Origin of the sequence: Enterococcus sp. MSG3290, from assembly GCF_050555565.1 — a bacterium.
Classification (GTDB): Bacteria; Bacillota; Bacilli; order Lactobacillales; family Enterococcaceae; genus Enterococcus_B; species Enterococcus_B faecium.
Map to the genome: position 1 here is coordinate 1,724,428 of NZ_CP187862.1, position 26,685 is coordinate 1,751,112.

A 26,685-nucleotide genomic window follows, 5' to 3' on the forward strand; every position below is an offset into this window, starting at 1 on the left:
CCATTTCAATGCTATTTTTGTAGTTCAGCATAACGTTCACTCGGTACTTTCGCTTTTATCATATATTTATAAAGTAGAACAAACAGTCCTAGAAAAATCACGCATCCTACAATAGCGAGAATATTCCTATTAAATGCCTCCGCAAATAAAACCCTGAACTCCGGCCCTTCTATGGATGACCATGTGATCAACTGTCCTTTCTTGATTCCCTCGACTGCTCCGCTTTTTTCTGCTAAATCACTGAGTATTGGCGCAAGGTAAGTGGCCCCGTACAAATAAATAGGCATCGTGAGGATTCCCAAGATCAGCATACGAGCCAAGTTTCCTCCTGTTAAAAGTAATCCGCCGACCGCAATCGAATAGTTGATAATCCCTGCTAATGGTAATACTTGGTTTCCTGGCAAAATAATGGCATAACCAATAAACACAGGAACAAGTAAAATAGCAGTAACCCAAATTTCTGAACGACCAGCTAATATCGGCCAGTCCAATCCGATATATACTTCACGATCCTTAAACCGCTTTTTCATAAATTCTGACATAGCGTCTGCTAGAGGAGACAAAGATTGCATGAACATTTTAGAGATCATAGGAAACAAACTTAATGCTGTAGCTGTTTGGATCGCTAGATTAAGAGAACCTGAAACGCCATACGCAGCAGCAAAGCCAAGCCCCAATCCAATAATGAATCCCATTACAGAGTTTTCAGAGAAGATCCCAATTTTCTTCTTCAATGCATTCGTATCCGCTCGTTTATTTAAAGCAGGAATTTTATCCATGATCATATTGAAAGGCAGCAACAAGACAGCGGCAGATGTCATAAAATGAGTCACTGTTACTAATGGAATCCCTGTGAGATCTTGTATATGTTTTTGAAACATATCACCAAGCTTTAATTCCAATATAACTTGGACCATTGCAGTAAGAAAGCCTGCAGCCAAACTACCGGAAACATAATAAACTAAATAAGCAGTTAAAGCTTTCCCCCAAACATTCCACATATCAACATTTAACGTCTTCGTCCAATTAAAAAGTAACAGTACAAAATTGACCCCAATCGTTACTGCAAAAAATATAAAAGCATAACTCCACGACCATGTGATGCTTGCTGCACCTGTCCACCCAAGATCAAGTGCAGGCAAACTGATTCCCGTATTTTTAGCCAATGCTTCTGATGCTGGACTTACTGCGTTAGACATATAGCCAATGACCATAGACATTCCGCTAAAAGCAATCCCTAAAGTCAAAGCAGACATGAATGCTTTTTTTAATTTCATCCCTGCCAACAATCCAAGTATCAAAATAATCAGGGGAACAAAAATGGCTGATCCTAAGTTCAAAACATAATTGATAATGGTTTGGAAAACTTCCATAAATAAACCTTCTTTCTTTCGAAATATAGTAAATAAAACTATGAACCAACTTTTTTATCCAACAATCCTCCTTTACTGTACTAACTCTTTGATACTGTCATAAATAGGTTCTACACCCATTCCAGTTAAAAATGGAATTCCTGGAAATACTTCAATACCCAAATCTTTTGCTTGTTCAAGTACTTCCTCATCAGGTTGTGCGACATACACATAGATTCCAGCAGTTAGAAGCTCATTTTGAATCGATTTGTAATCAACTGCTTCTACAGGAAATGCGATGCCGTCATCTTCTAACATACTTTGGATCTTACTAGCGATTGTCTGACTCGTTGCTACTCCACTTCCACATGCGACAATTAACCGATTTTTCATTTTTTCTTCCTCCTAAATATAATTTGTAATAAGTTCGTATATGTTTTGCGGTGTTTCTTGTTTCTTATAATTTTCCACGAATGTTTCATCCATGAATAAATTCATAAACGCTTGAAGTAATCCTACTTGTTCTTTTGGTTCTTTGATTCCTAAAAAAAATAGATTTTCTACAGTCATTTCCTGATTATCCCCCATTTGATAAAAATAAATTGGGTTCTTCAGCTGCATAACAAAAACAAATGGCTTTTCGACATATTCACATTCCGAATGTGGCAGCGCGATATTTAAATACTTAGTAATCAATCCAGTAGGAAATTCTCTTTCTCTTGCAATCAGTCCATTCAAATAATTCTCATTGACGTACCCCATTTTTTCTAATCGTTGTGCAGCGATTAAAAAAGCTTCTTCTTTATTTTTTACTTCTACCGCTAATTGAATCAAACTAGGAACGAACATCTTTTTATATTTCATTCCAACCTCCTCCTTTTTGATTAAGTTTGTTAATTTATTGTTCTACTAAGTTCATCTTTGTTTTACAAGAACATTATATTTCTGTTAGTTCGTTTTGTCAACGCTTTCAAAAGAAATTTATTTTGTTAAATTTGATCTACTTGAAAATAAAATCGTTTATCTATATAATTAAGAAGAACAAAGTCGAACAAAAATTGACTTTTATGTTAAAGGAGTAATTCATATGCTGAAAAAAGAAAGACAAGAACGAATCATTACGTTATTAGAGAAAGATTTTTATTTAACTAATTCAGAAATCGCTAACAAATTAGGCGTATCAGAAATGACCATACGCCGAGATGTCACTGAATTAGCAAAAAAAAATAAAGTAAAAAAGCTATATGGTGGCGTTGAACGAAAGGAACCTTATAATCGAGAACTATCGACTCAAGAAAAGATTGATACGAATGTAGCCGAAAAAAAATATATTGGTCAAGTCATGAACAGTATGATTCCCGATAATTCTACTATTTATGTCGGTGCTGGAACAACGATCCTATATGCACTTCCTTTCATTCAAAAGAAAAATCTATTTGTAATTACAAACAGTTTGATTGCTTTCAACTATTTAAAGAATCATACAAGTTATCGGATTTTACTTACTGGTGGCGAATTTTCTCCTATTACAGAAGAGTTCATTGGGGAAGTTGCAGAAAGATCTTTTGAAAGTTTGAATGTCGATATCTCTTTCGCTGCAACAAACGGCATATTTGATAACAATGTGACAACCGCTCAATTTATTGAGGGAAATATTCAGAACGCAGCGCTCAATGCAGCAAAAATCAAATGCATTGTTGCAGATTATTCAAAATTAAATAAATCAGACGTCTATACTTTTAGAAAATTAACCGATTTTGATTATCTAATAACCGATAATCATTTATCAGAACAGGATTTCAATCATTATTCAAAATACTTAACAATATTAAAGGAGCCCAAAAATGATACTGACAATCACGATGAACCCATCCATTGATTCCATTTATTTTACAAAACACTTTGAATTAGGTACGATGACACGCTTTGATTCTCCGGTACGCTATGTAGGCGGCAAGGGAATCAATTGCGGACGAGCTTCTGCTCTACTAGGTTCATCAGTTATTTTAACGGGGTTTTTGGGCGGTTATTTTGGCAGTATGATTCAAGATATGCTGAAAAATGAAAATTTGTTTGATTTGCATTTTTTACCTATTGCAGAAGAATCAAGAGGTGCCGTCACGATCATGCATGATGATGAAACGCAGACAGAGCTAGTGGAAGCTGGTCCTGAAATAGCAGATACTACTATCAAAAAATTAATGAATGATATCAAACTAATCAGTAAAAATAATTACCTTTCAGTCATTACAATAAATGGTTCTGTTAACAATCCAGATCCCTTTTTGTATGCTAAATTATTACAATATATCAAAGAACAAATAGATCCTTCCACCTATATATTAATGGATATATCTGGACAACATCTCCGTGAAGTCTTAGCAAGTAAGTATAAACCGATGTTCATCAAACCTAATATCCATGAGTTTTCAGATATCATCCATCAAAAAATTACTCAAAAAAGCGACATAAAACACCATCTAAAAACAAATCAACTATTTAAAGATATCGATGTTATCATGATTTCTTGCGGCTCGTATGGTGCAGTAGTCAAAGTAAAAGAAGAATTTTGGAATGTTGAGATCCCTAAGATTCCTATCATTAATACAACAGGCTCTGGGGATGCCACTGTTGGAGGTTTTGCTCATTCATTAGAACAGAATTATCCTTTAAAAGAATGTGTAAGGTACGCAATGGCTTGCGGCATGTCGAATGCACAGCAATCAGAAGTCGGGAAAGTTATTCCAGCTGATGTAAAAAATTTAGCAAAAAGCATTAAAATCACAGAAATGAAATAAATAGTACAAAGTAAATAATTGTTTATATGAAATGAGATACAAAGAGACTGTGACAAAAAACGTGTGTACCGACCCCCAAAAGTTAGATTTTTTGGTCTAACTTTTGGGGGTCAGTACAGTGTCACAGTCCTTTTTCGAATAAACGGTGTTCTCATGCCAACTCCTCGGTCACAAGTCACAATATTCAACAAACATGAGAAGCTATTTTTTGAAATTGCTCCTTGTGACTCAGAGTTAAACGGCAGGCTCACGACCTCTTGGTATAAACGGTGTTCAAAAGCCAGTTTCTCGGTATTAAGCCAAATTTATGCAAAAATGTGGAAAGCCATTTTCACAAAATTTTTCTTAATACTCGAAACTAAGCGGCTTTTTCACAACCTCTTCTTTAAACGGTGCTCAAAAGCTTGCATCTGCGCTAATGAGTCCAACCAAGTCAAAAATGAGGAGCTTTTTTGGCTGTCCTTATTACTTGATGCAGGGCAGTTTTTTCATAATCTCTTTTAGATTAAATCCTTTTGGTTACACAAGGTTCTCTTCAAAGAATGTTGCCATTTTTTCAAATGGAATGATGTCTGTCTGGTCGTATAGATCTGTATGGGATGCTCCTGGAATGATCATGAGTTCCTTGTTGTCACCTTTTAGTTCTTTGAAAGCGTCCTCCCCAAAGTAACGTGAATGAGCTTTTTCCCCGTGAATGACTAAGACTGCATGACGGATTTCTGGAATATAATGCAATAGTTTTGCATTCATAAGTGACAACCCTGATGTCCTATTCCAACCATCATTGGAGTTTAAAGAACGGACATGATATCCGCGGTCTGTTTTATAATACGCATGATAGTCTTTGACAAATTGAGGAGCATCTTCAGGCAACGGATCAACCACACCTCCAGCACGTGCGTAGTCCCCTTGTTTGAAATCAATGATACGTTGTGCATTTAATTCTTCACGCATTTTATATCGGGCATCTTCATCCATAGCATCGAAGTAGCCATTGGCTGTTACTCGAGTCATATCGTACATTGTTGAGACGACTGTTGCTTTGACCCGTGTATCGATTGCTGCCGCATTCAATGCCATACCTCCCCATCCACAAATACCGATGATTCCGATCTTCTCAGGGTTTACATTTTTTTGTACAGATAAAAAGTCTACTGCCGCTTGAAAGTCTTCCGTATTGATATCAGGTGAAGCAACATATCGTGGTATTCCTCCGCTTTCTCCTGTAAACGATGGGTCAAATGCAATCGTTAGAAAGCCTCTTTCAGCCATCGTCTGCGCATATAGACCAGACGATTGTTCCTTTACTGCGCCAAATGGTCCGCTCACAGCGATTGCTGGCAATTTCTCTTCACTTACTTCTTTTGGTTCATATAAATCAGCGACTAATGTGATACCAAAACGATTCGGGAAGCTCACCTTTCGATGATTGACTTGCTCGCTTTTTGGAAATACTTTGTCCCATTCTTGGGTGATATTTAATTCTTTACTCATATTCTAAACGCTCCTTTGATCAAAATTGACATTTGTTTTTGAATGTATTATCATGATAAAACTTAAACCTGACTTTAGGTCAAGGGTAAAATTTTAATTTAGGAGGATTTTTTTATGTATTCCATTGGACAAGTATCTGAAATGTTTGGACTTCCTGTTTCTACTTTACGTTATTACGACAAAGAGGGATTATTTCCTGATATCCAGCGTGTTTCCGGTATTAGAAAATTTTCAGAGAGTGAATTAGAGGCTTTGAGAGTCATTGATTGTTTGAAAAAATCTGGTTTAGAAATAAAAGACATCAAGCAATTCATGGAATGGAGCAAAGAAGGCAGTAAGACGTTTGCGGTTCGTAAAGAACTATTCGAAAAGCAAAAAGAAGTTGTAGAAGAAGAAATAACAAAATTAGAAAGAGTACTCGCTATGCTAAATTACAAAAGCTGGTACTATGAAGAAGCAATAAAAACCGGCAATGAAGAAGCCGTATTGAAACTGATTCCTGATGATTTACCCCAACATGTAAAAGAAGCTTATGAACATTCTCACTGAACAAACGGATAACTCACTTTCCTTCTCTATGAACTTCATGAAAACATGAATAAACACCTCTAACTGATTGTTAGAAGTGTTTATTTTTTCACTCAAGTATCCTGCACTTACAGAAATATCCTTTTTATCGCCATCCTAATTCTGGAGCGATATCTTTTACGATTGTTTCAAGCAAATGCATGTTGTATTCAACACCTAAAGTATTAGGAATCGTGACAAGTACTGTGTCTGCTTCTTTGATTGCTTCATCTTCAGCTAGCTCCTTGATTAATTGATCAGGTTCACCAGCAAAAGTTTTTCCAAAAATCGTTGGGTTTCGGTGATAAGCAAGATAGCCGACAGCATCTTGTTGCGGACTACCGTCTTGTCCAAATAAGCGTCGATCCAAATCAGTGGTGATTGGCTGAATCGAGCGAGTAACTAATGTTCTTGGTTCAAAATCATGACCTGCTTGCTTCCACGCTTCTTTATACGCACGTAATTGGTTTGCTTGTTGGATATGGAATGGCTCATGGGATTCGTAATTGACTAATGTAGATGATTGCAGATTCATTCCATGTTGTGCTGCCCAGATTGCCGTTTGCTGCGAACCAGCTCCCCACCAGATTCTTTGTCGTAATCCTTCTGAATAAGGTTCTATCCGTAATTTTCCTGATCCTTGCGGGAACATTGGTTGAGGATTTGGTTCTGCAAATGGTTTTCCTTCAAGTAATTCCAAGAATTCAAGGGTGCGTTCCCGTGTTACCTCTTTGATTTCTTCTTCACTGTAATCATAACCAAAGTATTTCCAGCCATCTAGAACTTGTTCAGGTGAACCACGCCCCACTCCTAGTTGCACTCTTCCTTGCGTGATGATATCTGTCAATCCGGCATTTTCTGCCATATAATAAGGGTTTTCATATCGCATATCAATAAGTCCTGTACCGATTTCAATCTTACTTGTCTTTGCGCCGATTGCCGCTAGCAAAGGAAACGGCGACCCAATCTGAGGGGCAAAATGATGTACGCGGAAAAACGCTCCGTCCACTCCGATTTTTTCTGCTTCCACCGCTAAATCAATCGATTGCAAATAAGCATCTTGAGCTGATTTCACAAGCGATCCTTGCTCCATCCAATGTCCAAAGCTTAAAAAGCCGATTTTTTTCAAGGTAATGACCTCCTTTAAACCTACAAAAATGGAAGGTTTTTTATTTTTAATATGAACTGATTCTACTACTTTTTTTCTTAAAAGACGAATAATTGTTCTCGCCTCACAATCAAGAAATGTATCGGCTTACTACACCCCTACTTTCTTCATCATCTGCCGTGTCTTAATCTCTTTTAACAGTCTGTTACATCGTTGATTTTTGACTCAAAATGATTGTTTCTAACATGTATTTATGGTAAAAAAGACAAGATGAGTTCTTTGTACACATCGATTTATACGCTGAACAAAAAGAAATATATAAACTAAGAAACCCATTGTTTTTTTCGCTCCATCACATAGAGTTTACTTTAGATAAACAGTGACATTTACTAATCCATAACGGAGGAAATCAAATGAAAAAAATCTATTTCTTATGTACGGGCAATTCATGTCGCAGTCAAATAGCAGAAGGCTACGCGCGTAAATACTTGTCTCCTTCAATGTTTGAGATCAGAAGTGCGGGGATCGAGACACATGGCTTGAATCCAAGAGCTGTAAAAATCATGGCAGAAGACGGCATCGATATTTCCAAACAGACGTCTGATTTGATTGATAGAGATTACTTTACTCAGGCAGACTTGATCATTACACTATGTGGTGATGCCAAAGACAAGTGCCCTGCCATTCCAAACAATCACGAACACCTTCACTGGGACCTAAAAGATCCTGCACAAGCTGTCGGGAGCGAAGAAGAAATATTAGCGGAATTCAGAAAAGTCAGAGAAGGAATCAAAAGAAAAGTTTTAGACTTAAATCAACGTACATCGATCGTATAAAGAAATATTCAAAATGATTTTTCAAGCACTAAGAAACAATGTTAAAAAAATAGCTTTCCATATTTTACAAAATTGTGCCTTATTGCCGACAAATTGTCTCTTGAACACCGTTTACCAGTAGTCAAGACATCGTAAGCAACTATAAAAAATTATAAGAAACTCAAAATAAAAGGATGTGCCACAACTTTGGCCACATCCTCTTTTTTTGTATTTAGTTTTCTACTTCCAAATAAATAGATAGAATTATTATAAATATAAAGGCAGTTTTTTAATCGCTACTTATTCATAACTAGATAACAACGTTAAGATTTCTAGCGGATGATTGGATTGCATCAACTGAGCCATTTGTTCTGGCTGCTTTTCTAAATAGTGAATAACAGAAAATATTTTTTTGAACTCTGCATGTTTCAAATCATTTTTCTTTATTGCTAATAGCAGTACGATACGTATCTGTTCCCCGTGCCATAGGACTGGTTCTTTCATTGTAGCAATAGAAATCATCGAATGCTTCACATACAGCGGATTACCGTGAGGGATTGTTACAAATGGTGCTACTCTAGTACTGGAGTGACTGTCTCTTTCCAAGACAGAATCGATGAATTCCGGCTCCACATAATGATGTTCCACTAAGACGTTTCCCATAAAGTTTAAAATATCGGCTGGGTCTGTCCGTTCAAGTTGAGGAAAGATCAGAAATGGATGAGTAAAGCTTGCTAGATCAAATGTTTTTTTCTTCTTGATAGGCACATGCTCCAGCATATATTTTGTCAAATAGGCTAGATCAGTTTCTGTGATCATTGGTGAGATCTCGATTACTGGAATGCTTATATGTTTAAATGGTAACGTAGCCAAGATAAAATCAACAGAGGGAAAATCTTGTCTCTTTAATTCTGGCTTATATTCAATTAAATCTATAATCGTTAATTCCGGAAGTTCTCTGTTCAGCCGCGCTTCAAGAAAAGTAGCCATAGCTTTTGAATATTCACTAACTAAAACGGCTTGGTATCTTCTACTTTTCTGATGTTTGTGTCGCTCGATCGCTGCTTGGAAATGGATCGTTAAATAAGCTGTCTCCTCTTGTGGAACATAAAAATTTTCCTTTTCAAAATAATCTTCTAAAATTAACTGTAAAACTAAGAAAAGTTGTGTGTACGTACTAAACACATTTTTCGTCAATGGATTAGAAATCTGCAATCCATAATGGAGTCGAAAATAGGTCGAAGATAAATGAGACCTTAAGTTTTGTTTCAGTAACTGATCTTCTTTCAATGAATAACCTAAAAACTGCTCCACTTGTACAATCAAATGATCAGCAAGTGTACTAGATTCCTTTTGAAATCGTGTGGCTGCTTGTGAGTTTGTAAAAAGATTGGCGATACGCAAAGCCAGATAATTGATTTCATCAGGAGAAAATTCAATTGGGTAAATAGTGGCTAATTTTGCTAAGATCTGACTACTTAACTGCTGTGCTTGGGTGTGCTCAACGACTTCATTTTCGTCTTTACTTAATTTCACTTTCTGGTACTGTTTCATTCGCTCAAGCATAAAATAGATATGAATCTCCACACTAGCCAGTCCTCCTGGTTGTTCTAGATGATTTTCATAGAAAACTTCTTTTAATGTATGTTGGATGACTTTTAACGTATCTTTGGCAAAAAATTCTTTCAACGAAGGACTTTGTGGATCTTCTTTCTGCATATTTCGTAATGTCTTAACAAGCAACTGTCTTTTTTCTTGTTCATCGCCTTTAAGAAAAGTTCCTAGTTTTGTTTTGGATACTAGCTGTAAATGGTGATACTCAAAAAAGCTTTGCAACTCTGTCAATTCTTTACGAATCGTACGTTTTCCAACATATAGTTTTTCTGAAAGTTCTTCAAGGCTAAATCCGTCTTTTGCTACTAGCAGATGGAAAATCAATAACTGACGAAGCTGTTTTTTATCCATTTCTGTTTGAGTCTCTTCATTAAGCGCTCGTTTCAGTTGTTCCCTTTCGTGAGGCAGACCATTCAACAAGATACCTGTACCTTTTTTTCTTTCAAACATTAAAGGCAGATGTTTGTCTCTCAACCAAGTTTCAATGGTATTCAAATCGCTATGAATCGTTCTTTCTGACACATGGAAATGCTCTGCTAGCTTTTTTGTTGTTATATAATTATTGTTCTCACTTAATTGATAGATCAAAGATTGCTGACGCTGATTCATAATGTGCAGAAACTCCCTTCTAAATAAAAAATCGATCATGATAACACATCTATTATGTCTCATCACGGTCGATTTTTCATCTTATGTTACATTTCGCTTAATAATTGGTGAACTGCTGTTTTATCTGGCGCTTCCATCAGTGCTTGACGGAAGTCATCATCCATCAATTTACGTGATAGACGTTGCAGTATTTTCAAGTGCATATCACCTTGGCTGTTTTCAGGTACAGCAATCATAAAGATCATATGTGCAGGTTTTCCATCTAAAGAATGCCAATCTACCCCAGATTGACTTCTGGCAAATGCCACTGTTGGTTTAAGAACATAAGCTGATTTTCCGTGTGGAATAGCGATTCCCATGCCGATTCCCGTCGTACTTTCCTTTTCTCTATCATAGATGACTTCTTTAAACCCGTTTTTATCTGTGATCGCCGCTGTTTTTTCTAAACGTTGGACTAAATCTTCGATTACTCCGTCTTTTGTTGTTGCTGTTTCACCTAAAACGATTGCTTCATCTGACATAATATCCGTGATAGAATCAAAAGTTTCAGTTTTCGTATAAACATCACTTGTTTCAGTCTCTGATAGATCTGCTACTGTCACACCATTTGCTGCAGCAACCGCAGTTTGTTGTAATGTCGGTTTAAGGATTCTTAACATTAGCACGGTTACAGCAATACCAGCAATCACTGCTACAAAAAACATGGCTACGTGATCCACTGCTCCTAAAACCGCTACGATCGGACCGCCATGAGCTACATGATCTGTCACTCCTGAAAGCATCGCGATCACACTTCCTGTCATTGCCCCGATTACAATGCTTGGAATCACCCGTAGTGGATCTGTTGAAGCAAACGGAATAGCGCCTTCTGTAATCCCAAACAGTCCCATTGCTAAGGACGCCTTACCAGCTTCTCGTTCTGTTTTCGTAAATTTGGTTTTTAAAATCAATGATGCCAGCCCCAATGCTAATGGAGGGATACAGATAGCTACAGCAATTGGCCCCATAATGGAATAATTGCCTTCTGCAATCAAGCCAGATCCGAACAAAAAGGCTACTTTATTGAACGGCCCCCCCATATCAAAAGCAATCATCGCTCCTAAGATCATAGCTAGAACAATTTCACTTCCTCCTTGCATCCCTGCTAAAAAGTGAGTCAATGAACTAAATAGAAGAGCTACTGGTTCTCCAATAACATAGATAAACACAAAACCAACTGCCAATGATCCTAAAATTGGGATAACAATAATTGGCATGATCGATTGTAAAGCTTTCGGTACTCGCACTTTCTTGATTCCTAAAGCAATGAATCCTGCTAAAAATCCAGTGATGATCCCGCCTAAGAATCCCGCATTCGCATCACTACCATATAATGCTCCGTTTGCCGCTAACATCCCACCAACAAATCCAGGAACAAGTCCTGGACGATCTGCAATACTTTGCGCAATAAATGCAGATAGAATTGGAACCATCAACCCCATAGCGATACTTCCGATACTATTCATCGTTGCCCAAATCGTTCCTTCTGGTATCTTGATCCCTTCAGGTGTAGCTGTTCCTCCTAATGTTAAAGAAATCGCGATCAATAACCCTCCTGTAACTACGAAAGGTACCATGTACGAAACGCCATTCATCAAACTCTTATAGATTTTTTTACCTAAATTTTCTGATTCACTTTTATTTTCGGAAGAAATAATTGCCTCCGTACTTTTATAGACTGGCGCTTTTCCTGCTAAAATATCTCTCACCAACTCATCTGCATGGTGGATTCCTTCTTGCACACCTACGGTTATCAAAGGTTTACCGCCGAATCGTGATTTATCTATTTTAGTATCTGCTGCGATGATTACACCAGCTGCTTCTTCGATATCTCTTGCAGTCAATTCATTTTCAATACCGATGGAACCATGTGTTTCGACTTTTACCTCGGCGCCAACTGCTTTCCCCGCTTTCTCTAAGTTTTCTGCTGCCATGTATGTATGGGCAATACCAACTGGACAGGATGTGATTGCAATAATTTTTTTCATTTTCCTACCGCCTTTCTACATTTATAGTATATAAAAACGGTTTCTTTTTATTAAGCACAAAATGATTCCGTAATAACTGAAATTCTTGGAATAAATAGAAATTTCGCTAAAAAAATTGATATACAATTTATTATGTTGAATAAAATAATATTGGAAAATCTTACATTTCTGTACTTTTGCTTACGTACATCTAAATTATTATCTACATTAACAATTTCCGTAATTAATTATAAAAAGCTTATTCCATTTAATTTCATTCTGGAATAAGCTTCTTATTTTCTAATGAGTTAGTGAATAATTTTTTTTACCATGCTTAATAGTATCTTTACGTCTCCTATACGCGTATCTCCTGTTTCTTTATCTATAATTGAACTATAAACATGAGGAATCACTTTTTTTACACCTGCATCGATTGCAATTTTCAGAATTTCTTCAAAGTTTGAAAGATCAATTCCTCCTGTTGGCTCTAAATAGAATTCATATTTTGCGCAAGCTTCCGCAACTGCTTTAAATTCTTCCCTATGTGCTAAGCCTTTCATCGGGAAATACTTGATTGAAGTACCTCCCATGTCTTGCAGCATTTGAATGGCAGTTTCAATAGGCACTTCAGCTGCTGGCGCTTGTGAACTTAACGGACCTGTAGCAATATTGACATAGCCGATCTTACCTGTTGGTGAAACCAATCCATTGATGACTGTATCATTTTGGCCCAATAAAGCACGAGAAGTCCCCACGCCAGTAAATACTTGATTGACATGTTGTGGTTGTAAAACCCCAGATAAACGCGAAACCATCTGACTTTGGTTTGGATCTCCAGCGCCTAATCCAACTGACAACGCATTATTGGTTGCGTCTTGGTACCTTTTCATATCTTCGATTGCTGCTTCATCGCTAGCATAATTTTTCGATAGCACACCTAGTACGACATGCCCTTCCGCTGCTTCATAGCATGCTTTTGCATTTTCAACTGAATGAGCTAATACATTTAAACATACACGATTTTTATAATAATTTGGGATAACTGACAATTTAAAAGCCTCCTACATGATTTCTCTCAATCTTTTTATAATTTTTTCCATTTCGTTTTGGCTGACGGAACGAATGTCGAACTCAATGATTCCGTTATTTGCTTGATATTCTCGGGTGTAGACTGCTGGATTTCGTGCTTTTAATTCCTGAATGACTTCTTTCGCACTTTTATCGCCATTAATCGTTACACTTGCTCGATAAATATCTCTGCCGGCACCATCTTGAACTATTTTCGCTGAAAGGTCAGGAAGTTGATTGATTGCGTTAACAAAAGGCGCTAATCGTTGCTTCATGGAGTCACCGGATTCGCTCCCATTTTTTAAATAATCTTCTAGTGCCTGGGTAAAGCCTAAAATATTATCTTTACCGATTTTCATTGCTCGGCCAATACCTTTAGACTGTAGCCGAATCCATTGAATATACTTCTTTTTTCCTATGACCAGTCCGGCACTCGGACCTTCGATTGCTTTTGCACCAGAGTAAATCACTAAGTCAACGCCCATTTCGCTATATTTGAATAAATCTTCTTCCGCAGCTGCATCAACGATCAATGGCAAACGATGAGCTTTGGCAACTTCTACCATTTCTGCCACCGTCAGCATACTTTTCTGAACTGCATGATGACTTTTAATATATAGAAGCGCAGCAGTTTTTTCCGTAATCATCATGGAAACATGTTCCGGTGTACACATATTTGCATAGCCAGCTTCTATGACTTTTCCTCCACCTTGAGCAACCATTACTTCAACCGGTGTCCCATAATCTACATTATGTCCCTTAGGTATGATGATTTCCCGTCTAGCGATTTTTTCTGTATAGGGATGATAGACATGGTACATGTCGCCCTGTCCGATTAAAGCAGCAACAGATTGAGCAATCCCTGCTGAAGCAGAAGAAACGATTTGCGCATCTTCCACTTTCAGTAATTGAGAAAGATAAGCGCCGGTTTTGATGGCAAGATCACTCATCTCAAAAAAATGCTCGCCTCCAAATCGTTGTGCTGCTAGGACACTTTCAGATACCTTAGAAACCCCTAGGATCGTCATTTTTCCCGATGCATTAATGACTTCTTTTAAATCAAACTTTCCATAGCTAATTGTCATATATGACGCCTCCAATAATTGTTTTAATCGGTAAAATTTGTTCTTTAGCTATACGTGTAAATCCGTTGGAATCTTTCAATTCCTTTTCATTTTCAACAATCTCAAATATCGTCAAATCTGCATCATAATTGACAGCTAACTGGCCCTTATTCTTCAAATGAAAATTCCGTGCAGGAACTGCTGTAACTTTTTCAATGATTTCTTCCCAAGAATAGCCGACTACCCTCAATTTTTCTAAAGTAGTTGCTAGATCAAAAACTGGGCCATTTGTACGATTGCGGATGTAGATATCCGTACTAATAGAGGTAGCTTTCATTCCTGCTTTTAGTGCGGTTTCTGCCACATGGAAATTAAAGCTATCCGTCCCATGTCCAATATCAAAGACGACACCATTATTGTAAGCATCCCAGACAAAGTTTTTAATTTGATCTGTCTTTGGATCTAAAATACCGTTTGGTTTTCCATTAAAACAATGGGTCAATACATCGCCTCTTTCCATTCTTGACAATACTTCTTCTAACTCAGGAGGTGCAGAACCGATATGAACCATCAATGGCAGATCATTGTTTTCTGTCTGGATTTTTTTAGCTAATTCTAATGGCTTAATGCCATTTTCACCAACAACTGTCTTACTCATTCTCGCTTTGATCCCGACAATAAATTCCGGCAGTTCTGCTAACGCAGTACTTACTAGATCTTCTTGAATCTTTGTTAGATCAGCAAGTTCATCTTGTTTGACAATGCCCCATTTAGAGATATTCATTAGCGCATACACATTTGTCTTGACCGATTTCGTCAATTGATAAAATTCACGGATGTTTTCTGCTCCCGTAGTTCCAGCATCAATGACCGTCGTCACACCTTTTTCGACCCCTATCTGATCAGGATAGTCATAATAAAGATTCATCTTTTCATAGCAGTGGACATGATCATCGATCCACCCAGCGGATAAATAATACTTTCCCTCCAAGTCAACTACTTCTTGCGCCGGCTGATTTATTTCTGCTGCAACTGCTTTAATCATGCCTTTTTCTATAGCGACCTCTACTTTAGATCCATCAACCAACCTTCCATTTTTAATCAAAGTATCAAACATTTAATGACCCTCTTTCTATTAATTTACTGCCGGGAAGATTGCTCCTAAAATCATTGCTCCTAAAATAGCACCTCCAGCAATTGGTTTTTTCCAAGCATAGAATCCTAGTGCTCCTAATGTAGCGCCAATGCCGATTGGAATAGATGCTGCACACGCGCTTAATATAATTAATGGACCCAAAAAACGTCCAGATGAATTTCCTGCCCCCATCATGACGTCAGCACCAAAAGTGGAATTTGATTGATTGATCGTAAATTTACGAATCAAGACAATGATGCCACCAACAATCAAACCTAGAACCAAACCAGTCAATAAAGAGAGTGCAAAATTATCGATTGGTGCCGCTATTTTCATACTTAAGAGAATTGCTGGTACCCCAATTCCGATCCCAGTTAGGATCGAACCGCCTAAGTCCAAGATCCCAACTAAAGAGCCTTCTAAAATTCTGGCAAATAAGAAACTAGCACCAAACGCTGCCGCTGCGCCATAGGATCCGCCATCCAGCCCGGCTTTTAACATCGCCACGATCGAAACTTCATTGAATGCACCCACACCATACATCACATACATGTGTGTTCCTGCAAATACAGCAGCGGACATAATTCCTACGATTAGCGGAAAAGACCAGTCTGCAAACCAAAAGCTCTTTTGCCGCTTTGCTTCTAATACTTTTGCTTGTTCTTCTGTTGTCTCCATGATTCTCCTCCTATTTCACACTAAAGATGTTGTGCAAGTTATCAAGCCAATTAGGCACTTGAAGCTGGAAGCTCTTGATCATTTCCATATCAAATCCACGGAAAAATCCACTGAAAATAAATAATAAAACAATAGCGATCATCATGCTCTTCGTGACGCGATTCCAACCGCTCTCATCGACGCCTTTACCAATCAAGATTCCTAGAACAACACCAGGTACCGCATTTCCCATAATCAATTGCGCGATACCACCAAAAAGAGTGCCCCAAAAACCAGTTCGTTTCCCTGCGTCTAAAGCTGCCAACCAAAAAATAACTGGCATTACTGTATTGATCAGAATCGTCGCTGCTGGTACCAAAACGGAAACCGCCGTCACTTGTAACGCCTCTGGAATTGCTGCAGCTGTTGTGTTTAAGAAGGCTACCACCACTGCCCCGATAACCGCTCCAATGATCCCCATTTTTTTCGGATCATGCATGGTCTGGGTGACATCTTTGTTTTTTGCTAGAAGTGCTGCCGCTGCCCAATTGGGAATGATTCGATGCGTCACATCTTGTGTGAATGCACCAGCACCAACTGAAGAAGCCCATGCATTAAAGAAAAAGCCTAAACCAAATGAAAAATGAGAAGCTGGATCACCCATGCAGGCATTCATTTCGCCTAATGTTCTAAAAGCTCCTAAACCTTGTGTATTAGGTGCATGAAACATTCGAGCTGCCCCGACAGATGCTGCAAAACCAAGTAATCCCCCGATAATGACCGATTTGACTAGAATGATTACGAAATCCACGTTATTCTTTCCCCCTTATGATTCAAAATTAGATTTTTTTAGTTACAAATGGAATGGCAATCCCATTTGGATCTTCAGTCATTTGCTGGCTGAACGATATGTCTGCCAATTTTATTTCTGTTACAGCCACAGTAACAGAGAGTTCGACTTCATAGCTAATACATTGCCGTGGGAAGAAGAAAAATAGAAAGCGTTCTGTGTATTTGTTTTCGACCGCCTTTAAAATATCCACATTGACTGGTTCGATTCGCAATAATACGTTTGATTGTTCCATTATTTTGTTTTGAATTTCTGCTAACGCTGATGCAAAAGCATGTTGCTTTGTTTCCCCTTTACCGGAGACGATAACTTTTTGCTGAATTGTCTTTTGAACGCTCATTTCATGTCCCTCTTTCTATTTTCCATGCTTTTTGATAAATTCTTCTGTCAGACGTTTCCCTAATTCCTCTTGATCCATAAAGCCGAAACCTAGAACAGTTTTGCCATCCTTGATAGCTGTGATCCCTTCTTCAATCGAACGCATACCATGTCGTTCTGGATAGCCATATTTTGTTGCTGCTGTTAATGCACCTGCACCACCACTACCACAAAAAGAGATACCCATATCTGCATGCTCTTGTTGCATCACATCGCCCAAACGCATATCTGCCCCCATTCCTGGTACGACAACTGCTTTTCCGCCAGCTGCTTCTACCCCTTTGGCCACATTTTGTCCTTTACCCATACGGTCTGCAATAACTACTGTAATCATGATTGTTTCCTCCTAAATATTAATTATTTTTTGCTGTTTCAAAATGAATCGACAAAACATATATTTCATCATCGGTTAAATTACCGATACTTCTAACTATTTCATCAGAAATAGTTATGGCTTCTTTGGATACTTCTTTGAACAAATCCCGATCGACTACGGGAATCGTTTCCTTTCTTTGAGAACGTTTCAGCATCTCATTCAAGTGATTAATTAGAATGGTCCACTGCAACTCGGTTGGTACAATAGCATGTTCTGCTAATCGCTCTTCAATTAGATCAATCACTTGTTTTAACTTTTCCCGATTTTGACTTTCCTCGATAATTTTTAAAGCCTCGTCTGACATTTTCACTAACTTGACGCTCCTTCTTTTATATATGAGAATAATGCACTGATTTCTGACTGATTGATTCCTAAATTATTTTCTGCAAAAACTGCTTCGATTTTTCCTACCAGTGTTCCTTTGTCTAAAATAATCTGGTCTATTTGACGACCTTCTGCCATATATTGTTGATCAAATGTGATACGATGAACCATTAAGAATACATGAAGCAAAAAAGCTTCTCGATATTCTTGGATCAATTCTGCTTCTAAAATGACAAGTAAACGTTCATAAATCGTATAAGCTTTCAAAATCAATTCCTTGCTAAAGTCTTCTAAAGTATCTTTATTGATGGACGTTTCTCTAAGATTCAAGTTATGCCTTTCCTGCTGATTGGAAGAAGCAAGTATTTTTTTTATTATTTGTTGAATTTTTTTCAAGTCCTGTTCAGTGGGTAATGGATGGACTTTGATGAAAGGACGATCGATGCCATTGATTGGAAAAATACTAATCACCAAATCAGGATCTTTGGTGGCAATCATTTCTTGCGCATTCAATACTGAAGCAAATGCCACGATAGTGATATTATTTAATTCTTCATTGATCTTTTGCTTGATCAGACTAGTCACACCCAACCCTGTTGAACAAATGTAGACGGCTCTAACGCTTCGTAGATCTTCTTCTCTTTCGTAGGAAACCAAAAAGTGTAAGGCAATATATGCCACGAAAGAATCATTGATCAGAATATTTTGTTCACTTATTTCTTGTCGAACTGCTTGCTTGATCGCATCAAATAATTCCGGGTATTTCTGCTTGATATCTTCTTTAAAAGGATTATATTCATTGACAAATTTTTTCTTTCTCGATAATCGCATGGATAAATGAGCATACAGATTCGTCAACAATTGTGGATCTTGATAAAAAGAATGGTTGATTGCTTTACTTACTTTATAAATCACATTCTCAACTAGTTTCATGACGTCTTGCTGGTGAATCGTGTCGAATGTATCACTATAGATATAATGATATTCATCCTCGAACAGTGGCAACTGATAATAATCAAAGACCTGCTGCATGACGCGATAAGAAAGATCGTTTTTGTCTAATTCTTGTTCAGCAACCAATTGATAACGACCAATCGTAGCCTCTTTGCGTAAGCGAACGGTAGCAATTGTCACTCGAATCAGAATATTTAGTAATTCCGCGTAATTCAGTTTCTCTAGATTTTCAAATTCCAGTAAGTGCCGCATTCGAATGATTACTTGATTAAATACCTCTTGGATAGGTGTAGCAGTAGCAGAATACATTTCAAAGTATTCAGTCTCACCGCCATTCAATAACAATGACATTAATTTATAAATGTCATAATCCGTGAACTCTTTTTGAAGAATCTCTTCAATCGTTAATCGAACTAGACGTTCTTCTCCTGTGATCCAAAAACCCTTTCGCGCCTGACGATTCAAGGTCAATCCTTCCTTAAGAAAATTATTTTCCAGCACATCTAAATCATTCATGATCGTATCTTTGCTGACATCTAATGCGTTGGCCATTTTCATTCCAGTAATAGCTTCTTTTGTTACTAAAAGCATAATTAGTAAACGTTTTATTCGGAGACTTTGATCTGCAAATATTTCAAAACGATTAACATCCATCAATTCGCTTTTTAATTTGATTCGATCAGAGCTACTAATATTCATCCAAATTCCCTGACTACGTTTGCTATATAGGACTTGCTTCCGCTCATTCAGCCACTCTCTTATATCATCTAGATCGTATTTTATCGTCCGAACACTAACATTTTCTTTTTCAGCCAACTTTTTGATTGTTACCGGTTCAGACATTTCCACCAAGTAAATCAAAAGCTGCCTTTCTCTTTTTGTTAGCTGCTGCATTATCATCTCTCCTTACATTGCTAATATAAGCGTTTTCTAAACTAACGACAATATGAAATGTTTGCACTTAACTAAGTGCAACTTATAGCTTTTTAACTAATATTACAGAGTTTATCTATTATAAAGACGACTACATGTACTGTTAAAAAGCGTTTTTTATTGCACTAAGTCGTAATATAAATAATCAAACGCTTTTTCAAATTTTTTAAATTAAAAAATTGAGAACAGCTTTCAATATCTTAAACCGTATATTCTCTAAAAATATCATGGCTTACACGTTCTATCCTAAATAAAGTTTGACTGGATCACCATACAAAAATTAAACTCCATGTAGAATAATACGCGGCTGACGAATTCCTACATGAAGCTTATCTATGACTATAAATATTTAAAAGTAATGAATAAAAGAAAACTAATCAATGATACACGTTTAGTGGTATTGATCATACTCAAATAAAAAATATTCAAACAGACGGATTCATACTTTCTATCCCGCTAAAATTTCATAAAGTATATATAATTCCCATGTCGATATTTTGATTTTATAAAACTGTTCCAAGGTATAGAAAATCGTTTGTGTATTTTGATAAAACAATTTGTTGTTGATTTTCAGCTGGTTGATATCTTCTGGGACTGGATAGTCTTTTGCACCAAGTATCGTTCGTTCGACCATCAAAGCTAGATGCATCATTAAATTGAACTTCATTTTAGCATTCAACTGAAGACTGAATCTTTTCTCGCACTTTTCTACTACATCTTCTACTTGCCGGATAATTACATCAGGGTTTAAAAATTCGAGTTTTTCAGATAAGCCTTCTTTTGAAAAGAAATGGATGAATTCGTTCGTTAATAATGGAACACTACTAGGATGAATTAGGTTTTTCAATTGTCTATTCAATTTATTCTCTGCATCTTCATCCAAAACATCAATTAGATTAATACTGGGAACCGGGGTTGTGTTATCCAGATAGGAAGTTGTCAAGATCAACGCCGTCTCTTTCAAATATCCTTCTTCCGAAGAAGCGCGTTCTAATGCGCTCACTAATTCTCCGTAATTTAATACGATTAGCTTAATATCAGGATTAAAGTATTTTTCACAGATCATTTTTATTTTCTTAGCAATATCACGACCAGATATACTGGAAATAATGACATTTTTTTCTACGGCAAAACCTTCAAAATACTGGATATTCGTTACAAAATCACTTTCTGCCGTTTTTGCAATCTCATAAAAAAGATTTCCATTGATTAGTTGCTGTCCAATCTCTAGTGCATAAGAGGTAGTTAAATTATTAATAACTAATAATTCTCCTAAAATTTGAGGCTTCAAGCTCTTATATAAATGAGTTAATGAGCCCATATCCACAAGCATGATCACTCCTTCAGATGTATCTCTTTCTGAAAGCCAATCATTAACTTTTGTGATAATATCTCTAGCAGAAGATGATAAAGGCATATTGATAGCATCAAAAACGTAATCTCCACACATTTTATTTGCCACAGCTTGAATACTACTAGCAGTCGCGTTTCCATGAGCTACTAGTAATGCTTGGTAACGGATGTCTTCTGAGACCTTGCCGATCAGCATTACACCTAAGAAGAAAGTAACAAAGGGGCGAATTTCTAGAGGAAGCTCTCTTGTGAGATTAGTAGTTAAAAGTATAGTTCTAGGATACTGTTTTGATAGTAGATGTATTTTTTCTTTTAAATTTTTTTCTGGTAGTTTTCCTTTTAAGATTTGTAGTAACCTGCAAACAATTTCAAGGGGTTCTAGCGTCATCGCTTCATTGTCAATGATTCTACGATTTTGCTTTTGGATGCTTGTTTTCATACTTAAAGACAAACTATCATTTGACAAAGTCACTACATTTTCTAAGTATTGACTATCAAATTTTTGTAATTTTTCTTTTAATTCAGCAAATTCATTTATATCTAATATAGGCATCAGTCTCTCTGCAAAAATCTGGTATTCCTCAATAGATGGACTAGATGTAGAAGGGTAAGTTATTTTAACTGTTGTTTTCTTATCTTGACCTATAAATAATGTTTGACTATGAGGTGTCAGCCTTAATGCATCAGCACAACTCATCCTTACCTGATTTGATAAGCTTCCAATATTACCTGAAAGTTCTTGTGTTGTTAAGGCAAAAAAATTCTCGTTTGAAATAACTATATTCTTTTTTATTCGCTTTGCTTCTCTTTCAAACAAATATTTGACTAGCTCTATACGCTCAAATATTGGTCGTTCATGAAAAGCTGGTAATTCAACAATAACGGAAATACGTCGATAAAATGTCGGTAATAGTGCTTCTTCAGGCGTTTCAGTCGTTGCAAATAATAATCGAACATTCGAAGAAATCATTTCTGCTTCTTCGCCGATAGGCCGAAAATTCCCTGTATCCATAAATTGAAATAGTTTTTCCTGATTCTCGTGAGATAATCGATGTACTTCGTCTAAAAATAAAACACTATCATCAGCTTGCGCTAAAAGACCAACCTTTTCTTTTTCTGCTCCTGTAAAAGCACCTTTTGTGTGTCCGAATAGAATAGAAGATAATAACTCAGGGTTATTAGCGTAATCTGCACAATTGAAAACAAAGAAATTTTTTGTTCCTTTACACTTGTTTTCTTTAAGATATTTAAAAATTAAGTGTGCTAAAAAACTTTTTCCAACTCCACTTGCTCCATGCAAAAGAAGTGGTAATCCTAATGGTGGATACAATACCGCTGCCTTACACGTCTCAATTGCTCGTCTAGCACTGCCATTACTTCCAATATACTGAGCAAACGCATCTTTCACACCTTTGTTTTCTGATTCGGCAATTGACCAATACACTGGTTTTGTTCCGCTTTTTTGTATTTCATTTTGATCTAATAACTCATTCAAATATAAGCTTGTTGCTGAGCGACTTAATGAGATAGAATCAGCAATCTCCTGTGTCGTCAAAGTAGTTGCTTCAGATAATAAATTTAGTAACTGTTCTCTCGTTTCTTGTCGCATACTTAAACCTCCCTCATAAAAAATACAGTATATGATAAGAAATGGAAATGTCATATTTTCCAAAAAGCCTCACAACAGATGAAATATTAAAAAACCAAAACTACTGCAGTCAGAGTGCATCAAATCATACTCTTAGCTACAGTAGTTTTTCCTATGGGACACGGCTCTATTTATTTCGAATGTAGTAATTCAGATAATATCAAGGTGGCTGCTTCATTATCGGTTTTAGCTTGTAGAATCTCTGCTGCTTCATCGTCAACAAAATGATTCAACCAGATCGGACACCAGCCGGCTAATCTAGATGGAATAACATCATTTTGATAACTATCCCCTAAATAGTAAATTTTTGTTATCTTTTCTGGCAATTGTTTAGAAACTTTTCGAAAACAGCTTACACTTGGTTTTGCATCACCTAACTTTTCCGAAATAAATTGCCATCTCGGTTCGATAAAACGATCAAGATCTAATTGTTCTAATTTTCTTTGCTGTTGCTGAGTGAATCCATTTGTTATAATTCCACATAGAATTCCACTTTTTTTCAAAACATTTAAAAGCAAAGACATTTCGACTGACAAAGTCTGTTTGCTTTGACATAAATGATAGTAAGCATCTAATTCCGATAAATTGGTATTCTTCTTTAAATTTAATGTTTCCATCACTAGTAACCATCGTTCGTCTTTCTTTTTTGTATCTAGTTTTCCTTCTTGATAAAACTTATAAATCTTTTCGCTATGACAGCGAAATTCATGATAAAGACGCTTTAAAAAAGGTTCTTCGAGGAAATAGTCAGGATAGTACTTTCGGATGGTACATTTGAAGGCACTATAATTGTCTAATAATGTATCATCAACATCGAAAAAAACAGCAATGTTTTCTAGCATATCCCTAACAGACCTAATATAATACCTAAAAACATAATACCAAACATTACTACATTTACGTTGACTTTTTTCCGTAATAACCAAAATGCAAATAACGTCACCGCTAATGGTACGATACCTATAAATAATTGATCAAGGTAATCTTGAATTTTCATCACTTCTTTGCTGCCTTCTACGCTCACCTCTAAGATGGTCTTGAATTTGACATTCGATGCTGTCATTGATCCCATCATCATTAAGCCCAACATACTTGAAGCTTTTGTCAAAATTTTCATTCCACCTGATTCATACATTCGTTGAATAAAACTGGCACCCACAGAATAACCGCTATACAGTGCATAATAGTGAATGAGAAAAGCCGGAATATTATAAATCAATAAAAATATGATTGCACCTAGCGGAGAACCAGTTGCTGCTAAAGAGATACCGATACCCGCTGCGATTACCCGTAAAATACCCCAGAAAAATGAATCACCAATACCTGATATTGGTCCCATTAATGATGCTTTAACAGCAGTGATTGAACTGGCGTCAAAATGTTCATCTTCACTATTTTGCTTTTCCATTGAAGCAACTAATCCCATGATGAAATTATTAATATGCATCGTTGCATTGAACCAAGTTGTATGGCGAACAATTGCCTCTGCACGTTCTTCTTTTGTTTGATAAAAACGATTGATAACTGGCAGCAGCGTATAGATGACGCCTACTGCGTGGTATTGCGTTGCTCCAGTACGACTGGCATTCATCGTCCATGAACGCCAAAAGACAGAACGCATCATTTTCTTTTCTTCTTTTGTCAAGTTTTCTTGGAATTTCATGCGAAAAAGTCCTCCTCTTCTTCTGCTTTTGTCATTAGCCCTTTATCGTGCCTATTACCATTTTTACCAGCCTCTCTAATTTCAATATCCCGCTGAGCGCTGACAACACAGATAACACCCCCAATCACAGCAACAGCCACTGCCGGAAGTTGTAAGTAAGCGGTTAGAACAAATCCAAGGATATAAAAAACAGCTAACTTATTGTCCCATAAGAGCTTCATCAACATGGCAAATCCAACAGCAGGCAACAACCCTCCAGCTGCACTAAGACCATTCATTAGACTCTGAGGGATATGTTCAACAAAGGAATTTACCGGACCACTCCCCGCTAAAATTCCAATGAAAGAAATAGATGCAATGATTAAATAATAGATCACCCATGTACCAAAATGCAGCGTAAGGATCATTTTTTGGTTATTTTCACGTGCAGCTTTATCTAAAGCTGGAGCAAAGATATTCATGAAAACATTTTTCAAAAACATAACGACAAATGCAGCTAACATACCAATTGGCACAGCGAGAGTCATTGCTGCTTTTTGTTCTACATTAGAAATGATGGCGAAAGTTGTAGCTAAAGTTGTGGCCGTTACTGGCTCTGCTGCTATCACTCCGCCAATATTTACATTTCCTAAAAATACGGCTTCCAAAGAGGCTCCCATCAAAATACCCGTTTTCATGTCCCCCATTAAAATACCTGTAACGAGACCTACTACTAATGGACGTTCCATCATACTTTGTCCAGTCAAATAGTTACCCGCAAAACAGATAAATACTGCTAAAGCTGCCATAGTTGCGTGCATTAACATATTTTATTCCTCCCTATTCTAATGCATCTTTTAAACTTAATTGCGGATTTGACGGCAACACCTGGTTGTAACTATTTACTCGATCTAACTTAGCTAATTCCTTTGCTGCAGCTAATTCATTAGGATTCAACTGCACACTAGGAAATATCATTTTTTTCGTTGATGGATCAGATTTATCAAATCTACCTGCGTTAGCAACATTGACTGTTTCTATGTTTTCCACATTTTGAGCTATTTTATTTGCATCGGATACGCTATTTACAATGACAAAAATTCGTTTGTCGGCTCCTCTTGGATCATTGAATATATTGATAGCATCATCCACCGAACGAATTAATAGTTTCATTCCGTTTGGTACAGCCATCTTCAATGTCATTTGCATGACCTCATTTTTTGCTGCTTCATCATTAGCAACCACTAATAATGGCGCATTTAATTCTTTCGTCCAAACTACAGCTACTTGACCATGGATTAGTCGATCGTCCACACGTATTTGAGTTATCATCCTTTTTTCCTCCTTATTTTGTATCAAATTACTATAATAGTTTCTTCTTACACTTTTGATTTAAAAAAATGTCTCTTCTGTAGGCAAATCTGTTGATACTAAACGAACCTGGCTTATCTCAATTGCTTCGTTTATACTTTCTTTTGTAAAGACTTCATTTTCCGGTGTGAGGACTAAAGATAATATAATTGCTAAATTACTATTAGAAATGACAAACAATTGATCTTTTTTTTGTTTTATCAGTTCTGCTACCACTGTTTGATTTACACTTCCGCCAAACAGATCGGTAAAGATAATTCCTTGTTCTCCTTCTTCGATAGAATCTATAAAGTTCGAAATGATGGGCGTATAGTCTTCATTTGTTAAATATGCATTAATGACTTCAAGTTCTGCTCCTTTATCAGCTAAAATCGCCATTGAATTTTGAAAACCGCTTGCCAGTCGCCCATGTGTTGCAACTAAAAATTTTTTTTTCATATTTTTCACCTCACTTTATATTAAGCAAATACTATGCCAAAAAAGAAAAGTATAAGAAAGTCCCATTTCTTGAGCTTTCTTATACTTTTCAAACTGTTTAAACAGTTTGATTTACTTCTAAACAGATGGTA

The 26,685-nt window shown here is 36.8% G+C and carries 26 protein-coding genes; 4 read left to right on the top strand and 22 right to left on the bottom strand.

Annotation, left to right across the window (positions count from 1 at the left end; genetic code table 11):
• Nucleotides 1–11: 11 nt before the first annotated feature.
• The 3 genes from IGL31_RS08220 to IGL31_RS08230 all read right to left on the bottom strand — a co-directional run bounded on the left by IGL31_RS08220 (nt 12) and on the right by IGL31_RS08230 (nt 2,216).
• Nucleotides 12–1,373, bottom strand: coding sequence for a PTS galactitol transporter subunit IIC (locus IGL31_RS08220; RefSeq protein WP_002294360.1), 1,362 nt, complete (start codon nt 1,371–1,373; stop codon nt 12–14).
• Nucleotides 1,374–1,445: 72 nt separating this feature from the next.
• Complete coding sequence (locus IGL31_RS08225; RefSeq protein ID WP_002288285.1) at nt 1,446–1,745, bottom strand: PTS sugar transporter subunit IIB; 300 nt, start codon at nt 1,743–1,745, stop codon at nt 1,446–1,448.
• A 12-nt stretch (nt 1,746–1,757) separates the two neighbouring features.
• On the bottom strand, nt 1,758–2,216 hold the full coding sequence (locus IGL31_RS08230; protein WP_086300140.1) for a PTS sugar transporter subunit IIA: 459 nt from the start codon (nt 2,214–2,216) through the stop codon (nt 1,758–1,760).
• 223 nt (nt 2,217–2,439) lie between these two features.
• On the opposite strand from IGL31_RS08230, the gene IGL31_RS08235 reads away from it, so the two are divergent.
• Entirely contained in the window at nt 2,440–3,231 is a 792-nt protein-coding gene (locus IGL31_RS08235; RefSeq protein WP_002306971.1) for a DeoR/GlpR family DNA-binding transcription regulator, read from the top strand.
• Nucleotides 3,197–4,150: a 1-phosphofructokinase family hexose kinase gene (locus IGL31_RS08240; RefSeq protein ID WP_086300141.1), complete on the top strand. Its 954-nt coding sequence runs from the start codon at nt 3,197–3,199 to the stop codon at nt 4,148–4,150. The genes IGL31_RS08235 and IGL31_RS08240 overlap by 35 nt, the downstream gene beginning before the upstream one ends.
• A gap of 519 nt (nt 4,151–4,669) precedes the next feature.
• Here IGL31_RS08240 and IGL31_RS08245 read toward each other — a convergent pair.
• Entirely contained in the window at nt 4,670–5,644 is a 975-nt protein-coding gene (locus IGL31_RS08245) for an alpha/beta hydrolase (protein ID WP_086300143.1), read from the bottom strand.
• 114 nt (nt 5,645–5,758) lie between these two features.
• On the opposite strand from IGL31_RS08245, the gene IGL31_RS08250 reads away from it, so the two are divergent.
• Nucleotides 5,759–6,193 carry a MerR family transcriptional regulator gene (locus tag IGL31_RS08250; protein ID WP_002337766.1) on the top strand — a complete coding sequence of 145 codons (435 nt, stop codon included), beginning with the start codon at nt 5,759–5,761 and terminating at the stop codon, nt 6,191–6,193.
• Nucleotides 6,194–6,317: 124 nt separating this feature from the next.
• Here IGL31_RS08250 and IGL31_RS08255 read toward each other — a convergent pair whose 3' ends face one another.
• Entirely contained in the window at nt 6,318–7,340 is a 1,023-nt protein-coding gene (locus tag IGL31_RS08255) for an LLM class flavin-dependent oxidoreductase (protein ID WP_002299744.1), read from the bottom strand.
• Nucleotides 7,341–7,732: 392 nt separating this feature from the next.
• Between IGL31_RS08255 and arsC the strand changes: the two genes are divergently transcribed.
• Nucleotides 7,733–8,155, top strand: a complete 423-nt coding sequence (gene arsC, locus IGL31_RS08260; RefSeq protein ID WP_086300144.1) for an arsenate reductase (thioredoxin) — start codon at nt 7,733–7,735, stop codon at nt 8,153–8,155.
• Nucleotides 8,156–8,434: 279 nt separating this feature from the next.
• Here arsC and IGL31_RS08265 read toward each other — a convergent pair whose 3' ends face one another.
• The 17 genes from IGL31_RS08265 to IGL31_RS08345 all read right to left on the bottom strand — a co-directional run bounded on the left by IGL31_RS08265 (nt 8,435) and on the right by IGL31_RS08345 (nt 26,554).
• A complete protein-coding gene (locus IGL31_RS08265; protein ID WP_086300145.1) occupies nt 8,435–10,357 on the bottom strand; it encodes a BglG family transcription antiterminator in 1,923 nt (640 codons plus the stop codon).
• 86 nt (nt 10,358–10,443) lie between these two features.
• Entirely contained in the window at nt 10,444–12,384 is a 1,941-nt protein-coding gene (locus IGL31_RS08270) for a PTS fructose transporter subunit IIABC (protein WP_010727849.1), read from the bottom strand.
• Nucleotides 12,385–12,671: 287 nt separating this feature from the next.
• A complete protein-coding gene (gene dagF, locus IGL31_RS08275; protein WP_002288301.1) occupies nt 12,672–13,412 on the bottom strand; it encodes a 2-dehydro-3-deoxy-phosphogluconate aldolase in 741 nt (246 codons plus the stop codon).
• A 12-nt stretch (nt 13,413–13,424) separates the two neighbouring features.
• A complete protein-coding gene (locus tag IGL31_RS08280; protein WP_002288304.1) occupies nt 13,425–14,516 on the bottom strand; it encodes a DgaE family pyridoxal phosphate-dependent ammonia lyase in 1,092 nt (363 codons plus the stop codon).
• Nucleotides 14,506–15,612, bottom strand: a complete 1,107-nt coding sequence (locus IGL31_RS08285) for an amidohydrolase/deacetylase family metallohydrolase (RefSeq protein ID WP_086300146.1) — start codon at nt 15,610–15,612, stop codon at nt 14,506–14,508. The genes IGL31_RS08280 and IGL31_RS08285 overlap by 11 nt, the downstream gene beginning before the upstream one ends.
• Nucleotides 15,613–15,630: 18 nt before the next feature.
• Nucleotides 15,631–16,308 carry a DUF4310 family protein gene (locus tag IGL31_RS08290; RefSeq protein ID WP_002296962.1) on the bottom strand — a complete coding sequence of 226 codons (678 nt, stop codon included), beginning with the start codon at nt 16,306–16,308 and terminating at the stop codon, nt 15,631–15,633.
• A gap of 10 nt (nt 16,309–16,318) precedes the next feature.
• Nucleotides 16,319–17,098 (bottom strand): DUF4311 domain-containing protein, encoded by a 780-nt coding sequence (locus IGL31_RS08295; RefSeq protein ID WP_002288309.1) that lies wholly within the window; start codon nt 17,096–17,098, stop codon nt 16,319–16,321.
• Nucleotides 17,099–17,126: 28 nt separating this feature from the next.
• Nucleotides 17,127–17,477 (bottom strand): DUF4312 family protein, encoded by a 351-nt coding sequence (locus tag IGL31_RS08300; protein WP_010728416.1) that lies wholly within the window; start codon nt 17,475–17,477, stop codon nt 17,127–17,129.
• A gap of 15 nt (nt 17,478–17,492) precedes the next feature.
• Nucleotides 17,493–17,849 (bottom strand): glycine-rich SFCGS family protein, encoded by a 357-nt coding sequence (locus IGL31_RS08305; protein ID WP_002291791.1) that lies wholly within the window; start codon nt 17,847–17,849, stop codon nt 17,493–17,495.
• A 19-nt stretch (nt 17,850–17,868) separates the two neighbouring features.
• Complete coding sequence (locus IGL31_RS08310; protein ID WP_010728417.1) at nt 17,869–18,201, bottom strand: PRD domain-containing protein; 333 nt, start codon at nt 18,199–18,201, stop codon at nt 17,869–17,871.
• Nucleotides 18,201–20,063 (bottom strand): BglG family transcription antiterminator, encoded by a 1,863-nt coding sequence (locus tag IGL31_RS08315; RefSeq protein WP_086300147.1) that lies wholly within the window; start codon nt 20,061–20,063, stop codon nt 18,201–18,203. Before IGL31_RS08315 ends, IGL31_RS08310 begins: the two co-directional genes overlap by 1 nt.
• A 487-nt stretch (nt 20,064–20,550) precedes the next feature.
• Nucleotides 20,551–23,064 carry a sigma 54-interacting transcriptional regulator gene (locus IGL31_RS08320; protein WP_086300148.1) on the bottom strand — a complete coding sequence of 838 codons (2,514 nt, stop codon included), beginning with the start codon at nt 23,062–23,064 and terminating at the stop codon, nt 20,551–20,553.
• A 170-nt stretch (nt 23,065–23,234) separates the two neighbouring features.
• Complete coding sequence (locus IGL31_RS08325) at nt 23,235–23,945, bottom strand: HAD family hydrolase (RefSeq protein WP_002337773.1); 711 nt, start codon at nt 23,943–23,945, stop codon at nt 23,235–23,237.
• The gene (locus IGL31_RS08330) at nt 23,939–24,766 is read right to left on the bottom strand and encodes a PTS system mannose/fructose/sorbose family transporter subunit IID (protein ID WP_002306989.1); all 828 of its coding nucleotides are present in this window, start codon (nt 24,764–24,766) and stop codon (nt 23,939–23,941) included. The genes IGL31_RS08325 and IGL31_RS08330 overlap by 7 nt, the downstream gene beginning before the upstream one ends.
• Complete coding sequence (locus tag IGL31_RS08335) at nt 24,763–25,572, bottom strand: PTS mannose/fructose/sorbose/N-acetylgalactosamine transporter subunit IIC (protein WP_002331056.1); 810 nt, start codon at nt 25,570–25,572, stop codon at nt 24,763–24,765. Before IGL31_RS08335 ends, IGL31_RS08330 begins: the two co-directional genes overlap by 4 nt.
• 13 nt (nt 25,573–25,585) lie before the next feature.
• Entirely contained in the window at nt 25,586–26,077 is a 492-nt protein-coding gene (locus IGL31_RS08340) for a PTS system mannose/fructose/N-acetylgalactosamine-transporter subunit IIB (protein WP_002306991.1), read from the bottom strand.
• Between the two features lie 60 nt (nt 26,078–26,137).
• Nucleotides 26,138–26,554 carry a PTS mannose transporter subunit IIA gene (locus tag IGL31_RS08345; RefSeq protein WP_002306992.1) on the bottom strand — a complete coding sequence of 139 codons (417 nt, stop codon included), beginning with the start codon at nt 26,552–26,554 and terminating at the stop codon, nt 26,138–26,140.
• Nucleotides 26,555–26,685: the final 131 nt, after the last annotated feature.